This is a genomic window from Aliihoeflea aestuarii, from assembly GCF_024105665.1.
Lineage (GTDB): Bacteria > Pseudomonadota > Alphaproteobacteria > Rhizobiales > Rhizobiaceae > Aliihoeflea > Aliihoeflea aestuarii.
The window spans coordinates 196,636-215,045 of sequence record NZ_JAAAMK010000007.1 but is presented as its reverse complement, the minus strand read 5'-3'; the positions used below and the strand labels follow the sequence as shown (position 1 = coordinate 215,045).

The 18,410-nt window shown below is 61.5% G+C and carries 16 protein-coding genes; 5 read left to right on the top strand and 11 right to left on the bottom strand.

Annotated features, from left to right (window positions below; genetic code table 11):
- Positions 1-189: 189 nt before the first annotated feature.
- From GTW25_RS15075 to GTW25_RS15030, 10 genes are all read right to left on the bottom strand, one after another.
- Complete coding sequence (locus GTW25_RS15075; RefSeq protein WP_252913074.1) at positions 190-3,540, bottom strand: error-prone DNA polymerase; 3,351 nt, start codon at positions 3,538-3,540, stop codon at positions 190-192.
- Positions 3,537-4,982 (bottom strand): Y-family DNA polymerase, encoded by a 1,446-nt coding sequence (locus tag GTW25_RS15070; protein WP_252913073.1) that lies wholly within the window; start codon positions 4,980-4,982, stop codon positions 3,537-3,539. The genes GTW25_RS15075 and GTW25_RS15070 overlap by 4 nt, the downstream gene beginning before the upstream one ends.
- Positions 4,983-4,989: 7 nt before the next feature.
- Positions 4,990-5,781: an ImuA family protein gene (locus GTW25_RS15065; RefSeq protein ID WP_252913072.1), complete on the bottom strand. Its 792-nt coding sequence runs from the start codon at positions 5,779-5,781 to the stop codon at positions 4,990-4,992.
- Between the two features lie 151 nt (positions 5,782-5,932).
- A complete protein-coding gene (gene ligM, locus GTW25_RS15060; RefSeq protein WP_252913071.1) occupies positions 5,933-7,345 on the bottom strand; it encodes a vanillate/3-O-methylgallate O-demethylase in 1,413 nt (470 codons plus the stop codon).
- A gap of 93 nt (positions 7,346-7,438) precedes the next feature.
- The gene (locus GTW25_RS15055) at positions 7,439-8,173 is read right to left on the bottom strand and encodes a GntR family transcriptional regulator (RefSeq protein WP_252913070.1); all 735 of its coding nucleotides are present in this window, start codon (positions 8,171-8,173) and stop codon (positions 7,439-7,441) included.
- Positions 8,174-8,194: 21 nt separating this feature from the next.
- Positions 8,195-9,043 carry a formyltetrahydrofolate deformylase gene (gene purU / locus GTW25_RS15050; protein ID WP_252913069.1) on the bottom strand — a complete coding sequence of 283 codons (849 nt, stop codon included), beginning with the start codon at positions 9,041-9,043 and terminating at the stop codon, positions 8,195-8,197.
- A complete protein-coding gene (locus GTW25_RS15045; RefSeq protein ID WP_252913068.1) occupies positions 9,043-10,137 on the bottom strand; it encodes a 4-oxalomesaconate tautomerase in 1,095 nt (364 codons plus the stop codon). Before GTW25_RS15045 ends, purU begins: the two co-directional genes overlap by 1 nt.
- Positions 10,130-10,801, bottom strand: a complete 672-nt coding sequence (ligK, locus tag GTW25_RS15040) for a 4-carboxy-4-hydroxy-2-oxoadipate aldolase/oxaloacetate decarboxylase (protein ID WP_252913067.1) — start codon at positions 10,799-10,801, stop codon at positions 10,130-10,132. Before ligK ends, GTW25_RS15045 begins: the two co-directional genes overlap by 8 nt.
- On the bottom strand, positions 10,802-11,530 hold the full coding sequence (locus GTW25_RS15035; protein WP_252913066.1) for a PIG-L deacetylase family protein: 729 nt from the start codon (positions 11,528-11,530) through the stop codon (positions 10,802-10,804).
- A gap of 4 nt (positions 11,531-11,534) precedes the next feature.
- Complete coding sequence (locus tag GTW25_RS15030) at positions 11,535-12,494, bottom strand: VOC family protein (protein WP_252913085.1); 960 nt, start codon at positions 12,492-12,494, stop codon at positions 11,535-11,537.
- A 423-nt stretch (positions 12,495-12,917) separates the two neighbouring features.
- Between GTW25_RS15030 and GTW25_RS15025 the strand changes: the two genes are divergently transcribed.
- The 5 genes from GTW25_RS15025 to rfbD all read left to right on the top strand — a co-directional run bounded on the left by GTW25_RS15025 (position 12,918) and on the right by rfbD (position 17,960).
- Positions 12,918-14,318, top strand: a complete 1,401-nt coding sequence (locus GTW25_RS15025; protein ID WP_252913064.1) for an oligosaccharide flippase family protein — start codon at positions 12,918-12,920, stop codon at positions 14,316-14,318.
- A gap of 242 nt (positions 14,319-14,560) precedes the next feature.
- Positions 14,561-15,439, top strand: coding sequence for a glucose-1-phosphate thymidylyltransferase RfbA (gene rfbA / locus GTW25_RS15020; protein WP_252913062.1), 879 nt, complete (start codon positions 14,561-14,563; stop codon positions 15,437-15,439).
- Positions 15,432-15,974, top strand: coding sequence for a dTDP-4-dehydrorhamnose 3,5-epimerase (gene rfbC / locus GTW25_RS15015; protein ID WP_252913061.1), 543 nt, complete (start codon positions 15,432-15,434; stop codon positions 15,972-15,974). The genes rfbA and rfbC overlap by 8 nt, the downstream gene beginning before the upstream one ends.
- Positions 15,975-15,982: 8 nt before the next feature.
- Positions 15,983-17,041, top strand: a complete 1,059-nt coding sequence (rfbB, locus tag GTW25_RS15010) for a dTDP-glucose 4,6-dehydratase (protein ID WP_252913084.1) — start codon at positions 15,983-15,985, stop codon at positions 17,039-17,041.
- Complete coding sequence (gene rfbD, locus GTW25_RS15005) at positions 17,034-17,960, top strand: dTDP-4-dehydrorhamnose reductase (RefSeq protein WP_252913060.1); 927 nt, start codon at positions 17,034-17,036, stop codon at positions 17,958-17,960. The genes rfbB and rfbD overlap by 8 nt, the downstream gene beginning before the upstream one ends.
- On the opposite strand, the gene GTW25_RS15000 is transcribed toward rfbD, so the two are convergent.
- Positions 17,909-18,406 carry a Clp protease/crotonase-like domain-containing protein gene (locus GTW25_RS15000; RefSeq protein WP_252913058.1) on the bottom strand — a complete coding sequence of 166 codons (498 nt, stop codon included), beginning with the start codon at positions 18,404-18,406 and terminating at the stop codon, positions 17,909-17,911. The genes rfbD and GTW25_RS15000 overlap by 52 nt on opposite strands.
- Positions 18,407-18,410 lie beyond the last annotated feature (4 nt).

The following is an 18,410-nucleotide window of genomic DNA, read 5'->3' as shown; positions in this document are numbered from 1 at the left end:
AAGAGCGATACTCTGTAATGTCAACCAACCTCGCGAAACCCAGGAGCAAACCTCCCCGTCGCCAGCAGCGTCGCCGCCGTCGTTGGTGAGCGCCTTATAGACCCCACAAACCAAAACTGTCAACGACGCAAAACCACTTTTATGAACTTTTTGCGTCACCAAACGGAAGACCATGAGGAAGCTCGGCTATCAATGGAAATCACGCGATTTCGGGATCCCGCGTACATTACGTGGATGGCCATGAAGGCGCGCAGGCTGGGGTTTGAGTATTTCATCGGCGCGCGCGAATTCGGTTCGCGCCTTATAGGATGAAGACAGGCGATCGAGATCGCCGCTGCGATCGTGAACCGCCGTGGCGATCAGATGGATGACGCCTTCCGGGCTCTTTTGCACCCTCCCCTCCACCAGTGCGAGGCGGGCCGCCATGATCGGTCGGCGGTAATGCTCGAAACGCCTTTTCCAAACCAGGGCATTGGCGATGCCGGTCTCGTCTTCCAAGGTCATGAAGATCGCATTGCCCTTTCCCGGGCGCTGGCGAACCAGAACGATACCGGCGACACGCGCCCATGCGCCGTCGGGAAGATCGGCAAGCCCGGCACAGGTCGAGACCTTTTCGTCATTGAACAGGTCCCGCAGGAAGCGCATCGGATGCGCCTTCAAAGAAAGCCGGACCGTCTGGTAGTCTGCCACGACATGTTCGCTGAGCGGCATGGCAGGCAGGAAGACCGCTGCTTCTTCGGCGAGCTCATGGCGTTCGGCGACGGCGAACAATGGCAGCGGCATGTCGTCCGGCAGGCGGCGGATGATCCATAGCGCTTCGCGCCGGTCTATGCCCAGCGAGCGAAACGCATCGGCATCGGCCAGGAGACGCAAAGCGCGCGCCGGAAGGCCGGTGCGTCGCCATAAATCTTCAATACTGTCGAATCCCGCTTCCCTCACGGCTGCGATGTGACCACCCCACTCATCCTTGAAGCCGTCGATCTGGCGAAAGCCTATGCGAAGCGCGCATTGCCTTTCGCCTTTACGCATCTCGAGCGTGTTGTCGTGACAACTGTGGTTTATGTCGACCTCGCGCACCTCCACGCCTGTGGTGCGCGCATCTCCGACGATCTGCGCGGGTGCATAGAACCCCATCGGCTGCGCGTTCAAAAGCGCGCAGGCAAAGACATCCGGGTGATGGCATTTGAGCCAAGCCGAGACATAGACGAGCTTGCCGAACGAGGCAGCATGGCTTTCAGGAAAGCCGTACTCGCCGAAACCCTTGATCTGGTCGAAACATCGTTGCGCGAATTGCCGCTCATAGCCCCGCGCCACCATCCGTTCGACCATCATGACCTGGAAACGCTCCATCTTTCCGTTGTTGCGGAATGTCGCCATCGCCTTGCGCAACTGATTGGCTTCGACATCGGAAAATTCGGCGGCGACCATGGCGATCTTCATCGCCTGTTCCTGGAACAGCGGCACGCCGAGCGTGCGCCCCAGCACATCCTTCAACTCACCGGGATCATGAGGCGGCTTGGGCGACGGATAGACGATCTGTTCGGGCGGTTTGTGGCGGCGGCTCAGATAGGGGTGCACCATATTGCCCTGGATGGGGCCGGGGCGAACGATCGCCACCTGAATGACGAGATCGTAGAACACTTTGGGCCGCAAGCGCGGCAGCATGTTGATCTGCGCCCTGCTTTCCACTTGGAAAACACCGATCGACTCACCTCGTTGAAGCATCGCAAAGGTGGGTTCGTCCTTCCGGGGAATGGTCGCAAGCTCCCACGTTTGTTCATAATGTGCATGAAGAAGCCCAAAGGCCTTGCGGATACAGGTGAGCATGCCGAGCGCCAGCACATCCACCTTCATCATGCCGAGCGCGTCGATGTCGTCCTTGTCCCATTCGATGAAGGTTCGATCCTCCATCGCCGCATTGCCGATCGGGACCATTTCGTCGAGCCGGCCGCGAGCGAGTACGAAGCCTCCGACATGCTGGGAGAGATGGCGGGGGAAATTCAGCAGCCGCGTCGCGAAATCCACCGCGCGACGGATCATCACATTGGCCGGATCGAGCCCTGCTTCCTGGATTCGCTTGTCCGGCAGCGCATCGCGGCTCCAGCTTCCCCAGACCGTGCCGGCGATGCGGGCAGTAACATCCTCCGACAGGCCGAGCGCCTTTCCCACCTCGCGGATCGCGCTTTTCGGACGGTAGTGGATGACGGTCGCCGCGATGCCGGCGCGATGGCGTCCGTAGCGCTCATATATATATTGGATGATCTCTTCACGGCGGGAATGCTCGAAATCCACGTCGATGTCGGGCGGTTCCTTTCGCTCGTTGGACAGAAACCGTTCGAAGAGAAGCTCGTGCTCTTCAGGGTCGACAGCAGTGATGCCCAGGGCATAGCAAACGGCGGAGTTGGCAGCCGACCCCCTCCCCTGGCATAAAATCCCTCTATTCTCGGCTTCCTGCACGATGTCGTAAATGGTCAGGAAATAGCGCGCGTAATCCAACTTCTCGATGAGGGCGAGTTCCTTGCAGATCGCGTCGACCACCTTGGAAGGAACGATGCCGTCATAACGCAAAGCCGCGCGTCGCCATGTCAGTTCCTCAAGCCAGCCCATGGGCGTCCAGCCCGGCGGGATCGGTTCGTCGGGATATTCGTATTTCAATTCGCCGAGCGAAAATTCGATGCGGGCAAGCAGATGCTGCGTTTCTTCGACAGCTTCAGGACAATCGCGGAAGAGCCGGGCCATCTGATCGGCCGGCTTCAGATGACGCTCGGCGTTGACAAGCAGCCGATGTCCGGCCGCCTCTATGGTTGTGCCTTCGCGGATGCAGGTGAGAACGTCCTGCAGATCGCGCTGGTCGGGCGAATAATAGAGCGCGTCATTGACGGCCAGAAGCGGCGCGCCGGACGCTTGCGCCACCGCATTGAGCCTGGCCAGTCTTCGCCGGTCGCGTCCATTATAAAGCATGCTTCCGCCCAGCCAGATGCCCCCGGCCTTCGAGAGGCGCGTGAGAACGGGCGGCAGAACCGAAAAATCCTCTTCCGGCATGACGACCAGAAGCAACGATCGGCAGCGGGCAACGAGATCATCTATATAAAGAACGCAGTCGCCTTTCTTCGCCCGCCGGTTGCCGGTCGTCAAAAGCCGGCAGAGCGCCCCCCAGCCTTCACGGTTTTCCGGATAAGCGATGATGTCGGGCGTGCCGTCGGCAAACACGAGACGCGCCCCGACCGCCAGCATGAAGCGCCCTGCAAGTTTCTTCAGTTCCTCGAGATCCACTTCGATGTCTTCGAGGATGCCTGGAACTTCCCAAACATATTCACCCGGCCCCGACCCTTCGCGCACCTTGTCGAGCGGTATTTCTCCGTTGCGCAGTTCCTTGAGGGTCGCATAGGCACGCACGACGCCCGCCACCGTATTGCGGTCGGCGATGCCGATGCCGTTATGGCCCAAAAGCAATGCGGCGAGCACCATTTCCTTGGGATGAGAGGCTCCGCGCAGGAAGGAGAAATTGGTGGTGCATGCAAGTTCGGCATAGTCCATCATGGAAACAATCCCTGAAGGAACCAGCGCACATCGCCCGCCTCACGCGCATAAAGCCCTTCGCGATACAGCCAGTAGCGATGACCCTGCCGGTCTTCGACACGGTAATAGTCGCGTGTCTTCGGTTCCTTTTCGGACTTCCACCATTCGGGGGAGACGCGTTCGGGGCCTTCCGCATGCGTGATTTCATGGAGCACATGTCGCCAGCGAAATCTGTAGGGCGGCCCTTCGGGAACTTCGGCGATGGTTTCGACCGGCTGCGGCGGCGTGAAGATCAGGATCGGGCGCAAAGGAGGCTCCCCGGCATGGCCCGCCTGCCATTTCCCCCTTTCCTTGGCATCGGTAATCGCGGACACGCGCCTTGCCGCGCGTTCCGGCACATGGCTGTCGACGGGTAGAAAACGCTCGACCGCGCTCAGTCCGAACCGTGCGGTCAGCCGGTCGACGAGATCGGTGACGGCGCCCTCCTCCATAGCATCCCGTTCGAAGCGTATCTGCTCCCCGTCGGCTTTGTCGCCGGCAAGCACGCAAAGACGGATCATGTCGAAGCCGAAACCGGGATCGACCGGATCGGCCAGCGCGTCGAGCCGAGTCATGAAGAGTTTTTTCAAGGCCGCCGGATCGCGCAAGGGTCGCCCGACGAGCGCCTCGATGCGCCGCGTCGCACCGTCTGCGCGAAAGAAGGTCGCTTCGAAGGCACGCCCCCCTTGCCCCTGTTGTTCGAGAGCGGTGCAAAGATCGTGCGACAAGCCATCGAAAGCGGTTGCGATATCCTCTTCCAGCCCGATCGGATCGGCAAAGCGCTGTTCCGATGACAGGAGCGGCAAGGGTCGGCGCGGATGAAGCGGCGGATCGACCTCACCGATTACGCCAGCCAGGCGACGCACGAACTCTCCCCCGAAACGGGCGGCGAGCGGTTTGATCGGACGGGCGGCGACATCTCCGACGGTCATCAGGCCGGCACGACGCAGGGCCAATGTCGTCTCTTCCTCCATTTCGAGCGCGGCGACGGGGAGTGCCGATACGCTTTCCCGTTCCTTGCCCGCACGAATGATGCCACCCCCATCGAAACGCGCGACGGCGCGCGCGCAAAGAGAGGTGCCGGCGATGGCCGTCCGCGCCGTGAAACCGAAACCGGCAAGCCGGCGCTCTATATCCTCGCAAAGGCGTGCCTCGCTGCCGAAAAGATGCACCGATCCCGCAATCTCCAGGATCAGCGTATCGGACATTTCCTCGGCCACGACGGGTGTGTAACGATCGCACCAGTCCGCTATATGCCGCAAAAGTGCCAGGTCGACTTCCGGCTCATGTTCGTGAACCTCGATGGCCGGCACGCGCGCCCGCGCATCGGCAAGGCCGAGTCTGGGGCGAAGGCCGAGCGAAAGCGCTTTCGGGTCGGCTGCGACGAGGCGCATGGCGCCCGCTTCAAGGGCTGCGACCACCATCGGTCGCTCATCCCGCCTGCCGCCAGCGCGCTGCGCCAGCCGCTTGATCCTCTCGGTCGAAAGGAAGGGAAGCCACAGTGCGAGATAGCGCCTGTTCCTCGAATTCATGTCGATCAATGTTCCACTCCATCTTCCAGTCGAGGCCGCCTATGCCGGCGCGCTGCCTCACGAGAGTGACGTCGAAAGCAGGATGGCCCGGCGCGTCCGCCTCGAGCGGGCGCGAGGCAAGCGAGCGGACCTGCCAGCGCGTCGCAGCGGCGCTCGATTCAACTTTCCGGGAAAAGCGCAGCAGGAAAACGGGAACCCCGCTTTCCTCCGCACCAAGCGCCAGACGCCGCGTTGCCGTAAGGTCGAGAATCTTCGGATCGCCCCAGATTTCGATCACGACGCAGCCGAGCGCCTCGCACCTTGCTCCCTCGATACCGGCGCGCAGAACTCCCGTCGCATCCCTAAGGCGGACCTGAATGATCGATCGCGGATCGAGCCCCATCTCGAAAAGCCCATGCGGATAGAGCTTTCCCGCCTCGGCCTCGCCGGTCGTCTGGCGCACCCACAGCATCGCGCGCGACGGTCCGCCCGCCCTCCGGGACAACCCCGTCACGAAGCCGATGGCGGCTGCCGCATCCGCGCTGCCGAAGGTGACCACCTCATGCAATGCCGCGCGCGACAGACCGCCGCCGAGCGCATCGTCGACCCGCTGCGAGCCCAGCGTAAAGCGGCTTTCCTGCCCGAGAAGACCAACCGGCTCCAAAGCGGAAAGACGCTCGCGCAGCGCGTGAATTTCGCGTTGCCTGTTCATTTCTATGTTCCTATTTTGTTCTATTAAGGACTCAATCTCGAAAGGGAGTCAACGCGCTTCGAGAAAACGTGATCTTCCGAACGGGAAACGGTTCGCGCAAAGCAAAACGGCACCCGAAGGTGCCGTCTCGCTTGATCAATTCGAAGTGGGCTCAGCCCTTCTTGGTGCGCCAGCTATCGGCGTAGTTCTCACGCGCTTCGCTGGAATAGGGCGTCGGAGAAACCCGAACCCGAATTTCGGCCTGCTTGTGCCGCTCGGTCGAGGTCTTGCCCGAGCCGCCATCCGGCTCGCCCCAGATCATGGTCAGGACATCGCCTTCCTGAACGTCGGCATCCACGACGCCGAGCGAAAGCATGCAGCGCTCATTATAGCTGTAGCCGTTGAACATCGACATGCCGACCATTTTGCCGTCGCGCAGAACCTTGTCGGCCGAGGTCGAGGCATAGTTCGGCTGCGGGAAGTCGATCCATTTGTAATGGTCCTCGCCCGGCCGGAAGGCCGAGGCGATGACCTCGACGACGTCTTCGGCATTCCATTCGAAGGTGACCTTCTTGCGGTTGGTCTGGCCCTTCATCTTTTCGAGCGCCTGCTTGCCGATGAAGTCGTCCTTCTTCCAGCCGATATAGAAATCGTAACCGAGCTCGAACGGAGTGACGTAATAGTCCTCGATATTGTCGGACACGAAGCTGCCGCCGATCGCGCCCGTCGCTTCATAAGAGTCCGCACCGAGCCAGTCGCGATAGGCCGCCAGCATGCCGTCGCCGGTATAGATGCCCGGCAGCGGAGAGGGAATCCATCCCGATTCCAGCGTGTTGGTCGAATAGGCACGGCTTCCGCAGCGCACCAGATCGACGCCGGCATCCTTGGCGGCCTGAAGGATGGCGGCAAGAATGTAGCTCTTGTCCTCGTAGGGGCCCCAGATTTCAAGTCCGGGCGCGCCCGACATGCCGTGGCGCAGCGCCTGCACCCTCTTCGAGCCGACATTGATCTGGTCGACATGGAAGAACTTGATGTCGGGGATCGCCCCGCCATTCATCTTCTCGAAGATCTTCGGCGCTTCCGGTCCCTGGATCTGGTAGCGGTAATGCGTGCGCAGGACGCGCTCGCCCTCGGGCCGCGACGGCGAGCGCGGATCGTGCTTGATGCGCACGTTCCATTTGCCATAGGCGGCGCAGAACATCAGCCAGTTCGAGGTCGGCGCGCGCCCGACGAGGATGAACTTGTCCTCGCGTTCGCGGAAAATGATGTGATCGCCGATGACATGGCCGTTCGGCGTGACGGGAACGAAGTGCTTGGCGCGGTTCAGGCCGAAGTTCGAGAACGAGTTGATGCCGTGATAGGCGAGGAACTTCTCCGCGTCCGGCCCCTCGACGATCAGTTCGTCCATGTGGTGCGACTGGTCGAAAAGCACCGCGCCGTCGCGCCAGGCGCGCTGTTCGTCGCGCCAGTTGGCAAATTCCGGCGCAACCACCGGGTATACATACATGCCGATCCGCGAATTGCGCAAAAGCTCGACCGTGTTCGGATTTTCCGTCAAAACATTACTGAGGCTGGATGTCGCCATTTCGAATACCTCCCTTTCGAATGCGGGAAATGTATACATGGTCTGGCGTTTTGGCCAGAGCTTTCGTGCGAGCGACATGAAAGGGCGCCAGTTTCAGGCGCGGATCAACGCCATTCCGCGAATTTGCCCGATCAGGCTCGGATCCTCGGCAACGATGTATTCAAGATTGCGCCTTGCAATCCGCGCATGCTCGCGCGCGATGCCCTCCGCACGCGCGCTCTCGCGTGCCTCGATCGCGTCGACCAGCGCCCGGTGCTGCTCCTGCGCGAAGCGGAGAGAGCGACGAAACGTGCCGATATTGGTCTTGTCCGGCAGGAAGGCCGAGGGCGAGGCGAAGGGCAGCGAGGATGCACGCTCCACTTCCCGGCGGATCGTATCGCTGCCGGCAAGACGCGCCAGATCATTGTGGAACCGCTCGTTCAGGTCGGAATAGCGGTCGAAATCGACATCGTCGGCGCGGTCTCCGAAACAGGTGTCGATCTCGTCCAGCGTCGCCTTGACCCGGCACAGAATTTCGGGATCGGCCCCGCGCTCCGCCGCAAGACGCGCGGCCGTCCCCTCCAGCACGCCGCGAAGTTCGATCGCGTCGATGACATCGTCATAGCTGAACGAGCGCACGACGAACCCGCCATTGGGGACGCGCTCCAGAAGCCCTTCCTCGGCCAGCCGCGACATCGCTTCGCGAACCGGCGTGCGCGAGATGTCGAGCGCTTCGGCAAGCTGGACCTCGAACAGCCGCGTCCCGCCGGGATATTCGCCGCCGAGAATCTTTTCGCGCAGTTGGATGACGGCCCGGCGACCGTGGGTGGCTCCTTCGCTTTCCTTCATGCCGATCTCCCCTGCCCGTTCCTACCTGCCGAACACGACGGTCTTCTGCCCGTTGATGAGAACGCGATCCTCAAGATGCAACGCGACCGCGCGCGCCAGCACCCGGCGCTCGATGTCGCGCCCCTTGCCCACCAGATCATCCGGCCGGTCGGCATGGGTGACGTGCTCGACGTCCTGGCTGATGATCGGCCCCTCGTCGAGATCGTCGGTGACGTAGTGCGCCGTCGCCCCGATCATCTTCACGCCGCGCTCATGCGCCTGATGATAGGGCTTCGCGCCCTTGAAACCCGGCAGGAACGAATGGTGAATATTGATGCATCGTCCCGAAAGATATGAAGAGAATTCTTCCGACAGCACCTGCATATAGCGTGCAAGAACGACGAGTTCCGCCCCGGTCTCCTCGATCAGAGCCCTGATCTGCCCTTCCTGCTGCGCCTTGGTGTCCTTCGTGATCGGCAGATGGTGATACGGCAATCCGTCCGTCAGCGTCAGGTTCAGCGCCGAAAGCGGGTGATTTCCGACGATGCCGACGACCTCCATGTCGAGTTCGCCGATCCGCATCCGGTAGAGAAGATCGCCGAGGCAGTGGTCGAATTTGGAGACGAGAAGCAGAACCTTGCGCTTGTCGCCCGAGCGCCGCAGGGTCAGATCGAGCCCGAACCGGGCGACGACCGGCTGGACGGCGCTCCGGAAGGTCTCCTCCGCACCTTCCATCGAAAATTCCACCCGCATGAAGAAATTACCGGTTTCGGCGTCATCGAACTGATGCGCTTCGGTGATGTCGCCACCATTGTCGGCAATGCAGGCGGCGACGGAAGCGACGATCCCGCTGCGGTTCTTGCAGCGAAGCGTCAGGATGTAATGCGTCATTAGTGTTCCTCTTGAACCGCAGAATCAGGTAATTTCGCAAAGACCATACCGTCGAACAGCTTTCGCGCCGTTCTCAAAACCGCCGCGTCGGTGACACTTCCGTCGCGCACCGTTGCGATGACGGTCATCTCGCCGGTCGGATGCTCGATCGACATCGCTTTTTCCCCGCCCTCCGGTAGGGTCGCAAGCTCGGCCGCGGGGCCTTGTGGCAGCAGGCAGGCGGTGGCAACGCTGACTGCCCCGAGAACCCCGATCGCGTCATGGCACTTATGCGGAATGAAGGTACGCGTCGAGATCGCGCCTTCATTGGTCGCCTTGGAAACCATCGTCATCTTCGGCACGGATTTCTGCGCCACGTCGCCGAGATTCATCAGCGGCCCAGCCGTCAGCCGGATCGCTTCGAGCTTGGCGCGCAGGGCCTCGTTTCCTTCCAGTTCGTCCGGCGTTTCGGTTCCGGCAATGCCGAGATCGCCCGCCCGCATGACGACGCACGGCATGCCATTGTCGATCAAGGTGCAATCGACACCCTCGATCGCATCCACCATATTGCCGGTCGGCAGCAGCGCGCCGCAGGACGAGCCGGCCGTATCCGCGAAGGTGATCGGCACCGGCGCGGATGTGCCGGGAACGCCGTCGATGCGCGCCTGACCGCTATAACTCACCACGCCGCCCGGTGTTTCGACGCGTGCGGTGGCGATCTGGCCGGTATTCTCCATGAAGATGCGCACCGGCGTCACGCCGTCCTGCACCGCCACCAGTCCGCACTCGATGGCGAACGGCCCGACGCCGGCAAGGATGTTGCCGCAATTCTGCCCGTCCGAAACAATCGCCCTGTCGACGAACACCTGCAGGAACAGATAGTCGACATCTGCATCCGCGCGCGCCGACTTCCTCACCACCGCGACCTTCGAAGTCAGCGGATCGGCCCCGCCCATCCCGTCGATCTGGCGCGGGTCGGGTGAGCCCATGACGCCGAGCAAAAGCGCATCGCGCGCCGCAACATCTGCCGGCAGATCATCCGCCAGGAAATAACCGCCCTTCGACGTGCCGCCGCGCATCCACATGCAGCGCACACCGTCGCGGGCTTCAGACATATTTCAACCCCTTCTCGGCGAGCCGCTCGCGCATCTTGTAGATGTCGAGGCCGAGCTCGCCGGCCGCCAGACGCTTGCGCTTGTCGTCCTCGGCGGCGATGCGCGCCTCGGCCTTCGCGGCCACCGCTTCGGCTTCGCCGAGCACAACGACGCACACGCCGTCATCGTCGGCGATGATCACGTCGCCCGGATTGACCAGAGCGCCCGCACAGACGATCGGCACATTGACCGAACCAAGCGTCTCCTTGACCGTGCCTTGCGCAAACACCGCCTTCGACCACACCGGGAACTTCATTTCCGTCAGATCGGCGACGTCACGCACGCCGGCGTCAATGATCAGTCCCTTGCAGCCGCGTGCCAGCGCCGAAGTGGCAAGCAGGTCACCGAAATAGCCGTCTTCGCACGGGCTGGTCGGAGCCAGAACCAGAATGTCACCGTCGCTGAGTTGCTCGATGGCGACATGCAGCATCCAGTTGTCGCCGGGCGGCGCCGAGATCGTCACCGTGCTCGCGGCCAGCCGCGCGCCCGAATAGATCGGCCGCATATAGGACGCCAGCAAACCCTTGCGACCCTGCGCTTCGTGCACCGTCGCGACGCCGCAGACCGCCAGCCGGTCGATGACCGCCTGGTCGGCGCGTTCGATGTTCTGGACGACGACGCTCATCTAGAGTTCATCCACGGTGCGCGGGAAGATCGACTGGAAGCCCTCCGCATGGGTCGCCTTGCGCCCGCCGGACTGGCCGCCCGAATTGCGCATGAAGTGATTGGCGCGATTTTCCGCGACGTTCTTGTAATAGTGCCAGAGGTGTTCCTGCCCCTCCATGCACTGGATCGCGGCCCATTTCCTGTCCCACACCGGCGAAATGTCGAGGAAGGTGTCCGGCTTCCACTCCATCTGCTCGGTCTGGTGCGGCTCGAACAGATAGACCTGCGGCGCGCCGAGGATCTTTTCGCCCGGCTTATGACCCCAGGCCTGCGCGATGGCGCGGCATTCAAGCGTCCATTCGGACACATACATGTGGTCGGTGTTGTAGGGATCGTATTTGGAGTGCGTCATCATGAAAGCGGGCTGAACCTCGCGCATCACGTCGACGAGACGATCCTTGGCTTCGCGCGTCATCTCCAGCGGATAGTCGCCGAGATCGAAGAACCGGATATTGGCAACGCCGAGCGCCTTGGCGGCGTTCTCGGCCTCGCGCTGACGCTCCGTCTTGACGCGCTCAAGCGTCATGCCCTCGTTCTTCCAAAGCTTCGCGCTCTCCCCGCGTCCGCCATAGGACAGGCAGACGACCGTTACGTCGTAGCCCTTGTTCGCATGCAGCGCGATCGCCCCGCCGCAGCGCCAGACGAAATCCGCCGAATGCGCGCTGATGATAAGAGCCGTCTTCGCCATGATTTCAATTCCTCCCTGTCACCGGTGGCGTTCCATGCGTGTGGAACGTCTCGATCGTCTTCAACCCCCAGGCCTGCCCCTTTTTCCGTTCGGTCTCCGTCCACGTCACCGTCGGCCAGTCGGGCCGCAGGATCAGCCGCGCGCCGGCATTGGCGAGTTCCACCCGGTTTCCCGCCGGCTCCCAGACATAGAGAAAGAAGGTGCCCTGAATCGCATGCTTGTGCGGCCCGGTCTCGATATGCACGCCGTTTTCCAGAAAGATGTCCGCCGCGCGCAATATGTCTTCACGCTGGTCGACCGCATAAGTAATGTGATGAAACCGCCCCTTCGCACCCGAATGGTCCTCGGAATAGGCGATGTCGTAGCTTTTGTTGTTGACCGTGAACCAGCAACCGCCGAGCCGCCCATTGTCGAGACGAATCTGCTCCGTCACCCGACTGCCGAGCGCCATGACCATGAAATCGCGAATGGCCGACACATCGGTCGCAAGAAGGTTGAGATGATCGATACGGCGCGGCGAACACCCCCGGCCGTGATAGCGCTGGGCGATGTTCTTCAGCGCCGGACGTTCCTCGTCCGGCGGTTCATAGACGCGCGTGTCGTAGTAAAGCTCAAAGACATGCCCGTCGGGATCGGCGAAGCGATAGGCGCGGCCGTGGCCTTCGTCGCCATCGACCCAGCCGATGCCGCATCCCATGTCCTCGATCACCTTCGCGCGCCGCTCCAGCGCCTCGCGCGACGAGGTCCGGTAAGCGACATGCCCGACGCCCGTCGTGTGATGGCGCACGAGCTTTAGCGTGTGGAACTCATAATCGTCGAAGGCACGCAAATAGGCGCAGCCATCCTCGACCGCGCTGGCCGTCAGCCCATAGACCCGCGTAAAGAAATCCAGGCTGTCCTCGAACCGATCCGTATAGAGTTCCACATGCCCCAGATGGGCGACATCGAAACATGGCTCCCTCACGACCAGCACCACGATTGCGCATAACTGGAATTCATGCACGCTCCTCCCTTACACTGCCTGTTGAACAGATATGAATACACCAAACGAAAACGGATGATCCTCACAGGCATCACAGGGTCACGACGCTACCACGGCGGCAGCAATCGAGCCAGAGATGTATACATGGCATGCACAACGACACCTACGCGTATCGACTCCTCGAAATAATCCACTACGCCAATCTTGCGCCGGAGCCGAATTGGTGACTTTGCTGTCCGGAAGGTGCGCATCCGATCCGTCGGACCACGTCGCATAACGCCTGCTTTCCGTCGACCGATCTCGTTCGTGGTCTGGTTGGAGATATATGGAAGTCCAGCACTTTTCCCTCATTCGCGCCTGCGGGGTAACGGGATCGCAGGCGCAGCCCGCGAGAACGGCGCGACGATGCGCGATGTCCTTCGTTCCGGCCAGACCCTCGCGATGAACGTCTTTCGCCGTGCCCTGACAGGAAAGTCCATCTTCGCACGCGCCGTTCGCGGTGCGAGTTGGACCGTCGTCGGTTTCGGCACCATGCAGGCGGTGCGGCTCGCCTCGAACCTCGTTCTCACCCGCCTGCTTTTTCCCGAGGCATTCGGCCTGATGGCGCTGGTCGGTGTCTTCATCACCGGATTGACGATGCTGTCTGATGTCGGTCTCGGCCCATCGGTGATGCAAAACAAGCGCGGCGACGAGGAGGATTTTCTGAATACGGCCTGGACGATCCAGGTTTTGCGCGGCTTTGCCCTGTGGGTCGGCACCTGCGCGCTGGCGCTTCCGCTCGCCTATCTCTACGGCGAGCCGACGCTTGCGCAGATCCTGCCCGTCGCAGGGCTTGCGCTGGTCGTATCCGGCTTCAATCCGACCCGGCTGCTTTCGGCAAACCGGCATCTGCTTTTGGGGCGCATCACGGGGCTTGAACTGCTCAACCAGATCATCTCGTTAGCCGTCCTGGTCGGGCTTACATGGTGGATGCGATCGGTGTGGGCGCTTGTGATCGGCGGCGTCATTTCCTCAGTGGTATATCTGATCCTGGCGAACCTCCTGCTTCCGGGACGGCCGAACCGGTTTCGCTGGGAGGCCGCGGCCGTCAACGATCTGATCCATTTCGGCAAGTGGATATTCTTCAGCACAGCCCTCGGCTTTCTCATCTCGCAGGGCGACAAGTTGATCCTGGGCAAATATCTGTCGATCGACATGCTGGGCATCTACAATATCGGATATTTCCTGGCGAGCTTCCCGCTTCTTCTCGGGGGCGCCGTCATCACCCGCATTCTCATCCCTCTCTACCGCGAAGGGCCGCCGTCGTCCTCACCCGAAAACTTCCGAAAGATACGTTGGATGCGCTTTGCGCTCAGTGCGGGCGTAATGGGCATGATGACGGTGATGGCGTTCGGCGGCGTCCTGCTCATTCAATTCCTCTATGACCCGCGCTACGCGGCGGCGGGCGGCATCGTCGTCCTGATCGCCTGCGTCCAGATGTTTCAGCTCGTCGGCCTGACCTACGACCAGTCCGCGCTGGCTGCCGGCGACTCGCGAAGCTACTTCACGCTGTTCGTCGCCAGAGCCTCGTTGCAGATCGCCAGTCTGTTGATCGGCATTGAGGTTGCGGGGCTGCTTGGCGCGCTTGCGGGTCAGGGGCTGGCCGTCATCGTCACGCACATCTTCATCGTCTGGCTGGCGCGGCGTTATCGCGCCTGGGACCCCTTGCACGATGCCGTCTTCGCAAGTCTCGCGATTTTGCTTTCGACAACGGCCCTTCGGCTCAACTGGGAAGCCGTGGTAGCACTGAGCACTTGGGCCGGTTGATCTGCCGGCCAATTCAACTGTGATCGCTCCGTCAGAAACACGCGGCTCGCAACATCCGCTCGCCGAGCTAAAATCCAGTTGTTCGACCACCCCTCCGCTTCGATTACTGCCGAAATGCTTGGCTTGAGCCGCGCTTAACAGGACGGTCTAAATAATTTTGTCAGGTTCATTGGATTTTCTTGCCGCGATAGCTTCACCGGACCGGGCTTGGCCGGGTTGGGTTTGCATGCTTCGGGGGCACAATGAAAGGGATAATTCTGGCAGGCGGCAGCGGAACGCGGCTGTTCCCGGCGACATTGGCCATCTCCAAGCAATTGCTGCCCGTCTACGACAAACCGATGATCTACTATCCGCTCGGCGTGCTCATGCTGGCGGGGATTTCAGACATTCTCATCATCACGACCCCGCGAGACGCGTTTGCTTTCGAGAGCCTTTTGGGGGACGGCAGCAATTTCGGCATTTCGATCAGCTACGCGCAGCAGCCCGAACCCAACGGGCTGGCTGAAGCGTTCATCATCGGGCGCGACTTCGTTGGCCAGGACTCGGTCGCCCTTGTCCTTGGCGACAACATCTTTCACGGCGCCGGACTGTCCCAGATGTGCCAGCAGGCGCGAAAGCGCGAAAGCGGTGCGACGATCTTCGCCTATTGGGTGGATGATCCGGAGCGCTACGGCGTCGTCACATTCGATCCGTCCGACGGCACGGCGATCTCCATCGAGGAAAAGCCCCCCCAGCCTCGATCCAACTGGGCCGTGACGGGACTTTATTTCTACGACAACGATGTCCTCGACATCGCCGCCTCCATCAAGCCCTCGGCTCGCGGCGAACTCGAGATAACCGACGTGAACATCGCTTATCTGCAACGCGGATCGCTTCAGGTGACCCGGCTGGGCCGCGGATATGCCTGGCTCGATACAGGCACGCATGACAGCCTGCATCAAGCATCAGCCTTCGTGCGCACGATCGAGCAGCGCCAGGGCATCAAGGTGATGTGCCTTGAGGAAATCGGATATGATCTTGGCTACCTGACGGACGAGCAGTTGCTGTCGCGCGCCGATCAGTTGGGCAAGACCGACTACGCGTCCTATCTTCGCCGCCTCAAGGATTTCTCCCGTGTCTGAGATCAGGCAACTGGCATTGCCCGGCGTGGTCGAGATCGTTCCCAAGCGGTTTCAGGACGACCGGGGTTTCTTCTCGGAAACCTACAGCGAGCGCGATCTTCCGAACGTGCGCTTCGTGCAGGACAATCACTCCCGTTCGACCCTGCCCGGCACGGTGCGCGGCCTTCATTATCAGATCGGAGCCATGGCGCAGGACAAGCTCGTGCGCGTGGTGCGCGGCGCGATCTTCGACGTGGCCGTCGATATCCGCCGCTCCTCGCCCACGGCCGGCCAGTGGGTGGGCCTGACGGTATCGGCGAAGAAATGGAACCAGATCTTCGTGCCGAAGGGCTTCGCCCACGGCTTCATGACCCTCGAGCCCGATACCGAGGTCATCTACAAGGTCTCGGCGCCCTATGCCCCCGAGGCGGAGCGTTCGATCCGTTTCGACGATCCCGACATCGCTATCGACTGGCCCGAACCTGCCGGTGAGATCATCCTCTCGGACAAGGACGCCAGGGCCGCTTCGTTTCAAGCTGCGGAGATGTTCGAATGAACACGGCCATGCGCATACTCGTCACCGGCGGGGCCGGCTTCATCGGTTCCGCGGTCGTTCGCCATCTGGCGGCAAATCCTGCGATTACGGTTATCAATCTCGACAAACTCACCTATGCGGGCAACCCCGCATCCGTGCTCAGCGTTTCCGGCCAGCCCAATTATCGGTTTTATCGCACCGACATTTGTGACGAAGCCGCCGTGCGCGAAATCCTGATACGTGAGGACGTCACGCACATCATGCATCTTGCGGCCGAAAGCCATGTGGACCGCTCTATCGACCAGCCGGACGATTTCATCCAGACCAATGTCGTCGGCACCTGCCGCATGCTCGGCGCGGCGCTGTGGTACTGGCGGCAATTGCCGCAAGACCGACGCGATGCGTTTCGCTTCCTGCATGTTTCGACCGACGAGGTATTCGGCGACCTCGACTTCGACGACAGTCTCTTCACTGAAGAGACCCCCTACCGTCCCTCTTCGCCCTATTCGGCGTCCAAGGCAGCCTCGGATCATTTTGTTCGGGCATGGCGCGAGACTTACGGCCTGCCGGTGGTCATGTCCAACTGCTCGAACAATTACGGGCCTTATCACTTCCCCGAAAAGCTGATCCCGCTCGTCATCCTCAACGCGCTGCACGAACGCGAATTGCCGGTCTACGGGCGCGGCGAAAACGTCCGCGACTGGCTGTTCGTCGAGGATCACGCCCTGGCGCTCGAACGCATATTGCTCAATGGCAGGCTTGGCGAAAGCTACAATGTCGGCGGCAGGTCTGAACGTACCAATCTCGAAGTCGTCGAGTCGATCTGCGATACGCTGGACCGGCTGCGTCCTCGCTCAGGCACGGCCGGCCACCGCGATCTCATCCGTTTCGTCGCCGATCGGCCGGGCCACGACAGACGCTACGCCATCAACGCGACCAAGCTTGAAACCGAACTCGGCTGGAAACCCGGCCATACATTTGAAACCGGCCTAGAGCGCACCGTTCGCTGGTATCTCGACAGCGAAGCCTGGTGGCGACCGATCCGCGAACGCAGTTATGCGGGAGAAAGGCTGGGCCAACTTGCCTGAAACCTCGAAGACCCGCGTGTTGGTCCTGGGCAAAAGCGGCCAACTTGCCCAGGCTTTGTCACGCGCCCGGCACCCGGACGCGAGCGTCATCTGCGCCGGTCGGCCCGAACTCGATCTCGAAAACCCGGCTTCGATCAGGTCGACAATCGCGCGCCATGCGCCCGATGTCGTGATCAATGCCGGCGCGTTCACTGCGGTCGACCGGGCGGAAAGCGAGCCGGAATCGGCAATGGCGATCAACGCGAAAGGTGCCGGCAATGCAGCAACCGCGTGCAAAGAAGCTGGCCTGCCGATCATCCATATTTCCACCGACTACGTCTTTTCGGGAAACAAGGCGGCGCCCTATGTCGAAAGCGACCCGACCGGCCCGATCAACGCCTATGGCCGCTCCAAGCTTGCCGGCGAAGCGGAAGTGGCAGCATGCAATCCCGCACATGTCATCCTGCGAACCGGATGGCTCTACGCGCCATGGGGCACGAATTTCGCGCGCACCATGATGAGGCTGGCGCAGGAGCGCGAAATCGTGCGTGTGGTGAGCGACCAGTTCGGAACACCGACCTATGTGCCGCATCTGGCCGAGACGATCCTGAGGGTCGCGCTGACAGGCGCAAAGACGCCCGACCGTCGCGGCGTCTTTCACGCTGCATCGTCGGGCGAGGGAAATTGGGCCGACTTCGCCGAGCGCCTCTTTGCCGCTTCAAAGCGCCTTGGAGGCCCATATGCGCGCGTGGATCGGATCGGCAGCGCCGACTATCCCACGCCGGCCGCGCGGCCGGCCTATTCGGTGCTTTCCACGACGAAACTGCATGCGGCTTTCGGTCTGGAACTGCCCGCCTGGCAGGCCAGCGCCGACGCATTCGTCGAGATCTATCTGCGAGATGCGTCGACGGCACCAGTCCTGCCGTCCCCGGTCGCGTAGACGCGATCCTTGGGGGAAGAACGATCTGCCGTTTCGCCATCAATAGCGCCAATCTCGGCCCGTGCCGCGGCCAGCCTTTCCAGATGACCTGACAAGACCGTCAGACGTTTTTCACATGCCATGACCGTCGTGGACAGGTCCGCCAACATCGCGTCCCGGCTGCATGTTTCGTTTTGCGAATTGTCGTCGAGAGCGAAGCCCGCCGAAACGCACGCCTCGTCATAACGGGCCTTGAGACCACGACGTTCCAACAGGATTTCCGAGGCGACATCCTCCATGAGCTTCACGATCCGGCTACGTCTCAAGCGGTCCGTTTCAGCATCGCGATCAGAGGATCGCGTACGAAACGACAAATGTGAAAGCCGATTGAGCATTGCCTTTGCTTTCAGTCGATGACGTTTCGCAAGAAACGATGCCGGGTCTGGCCGAAATATCGTCCAGAGCACGATA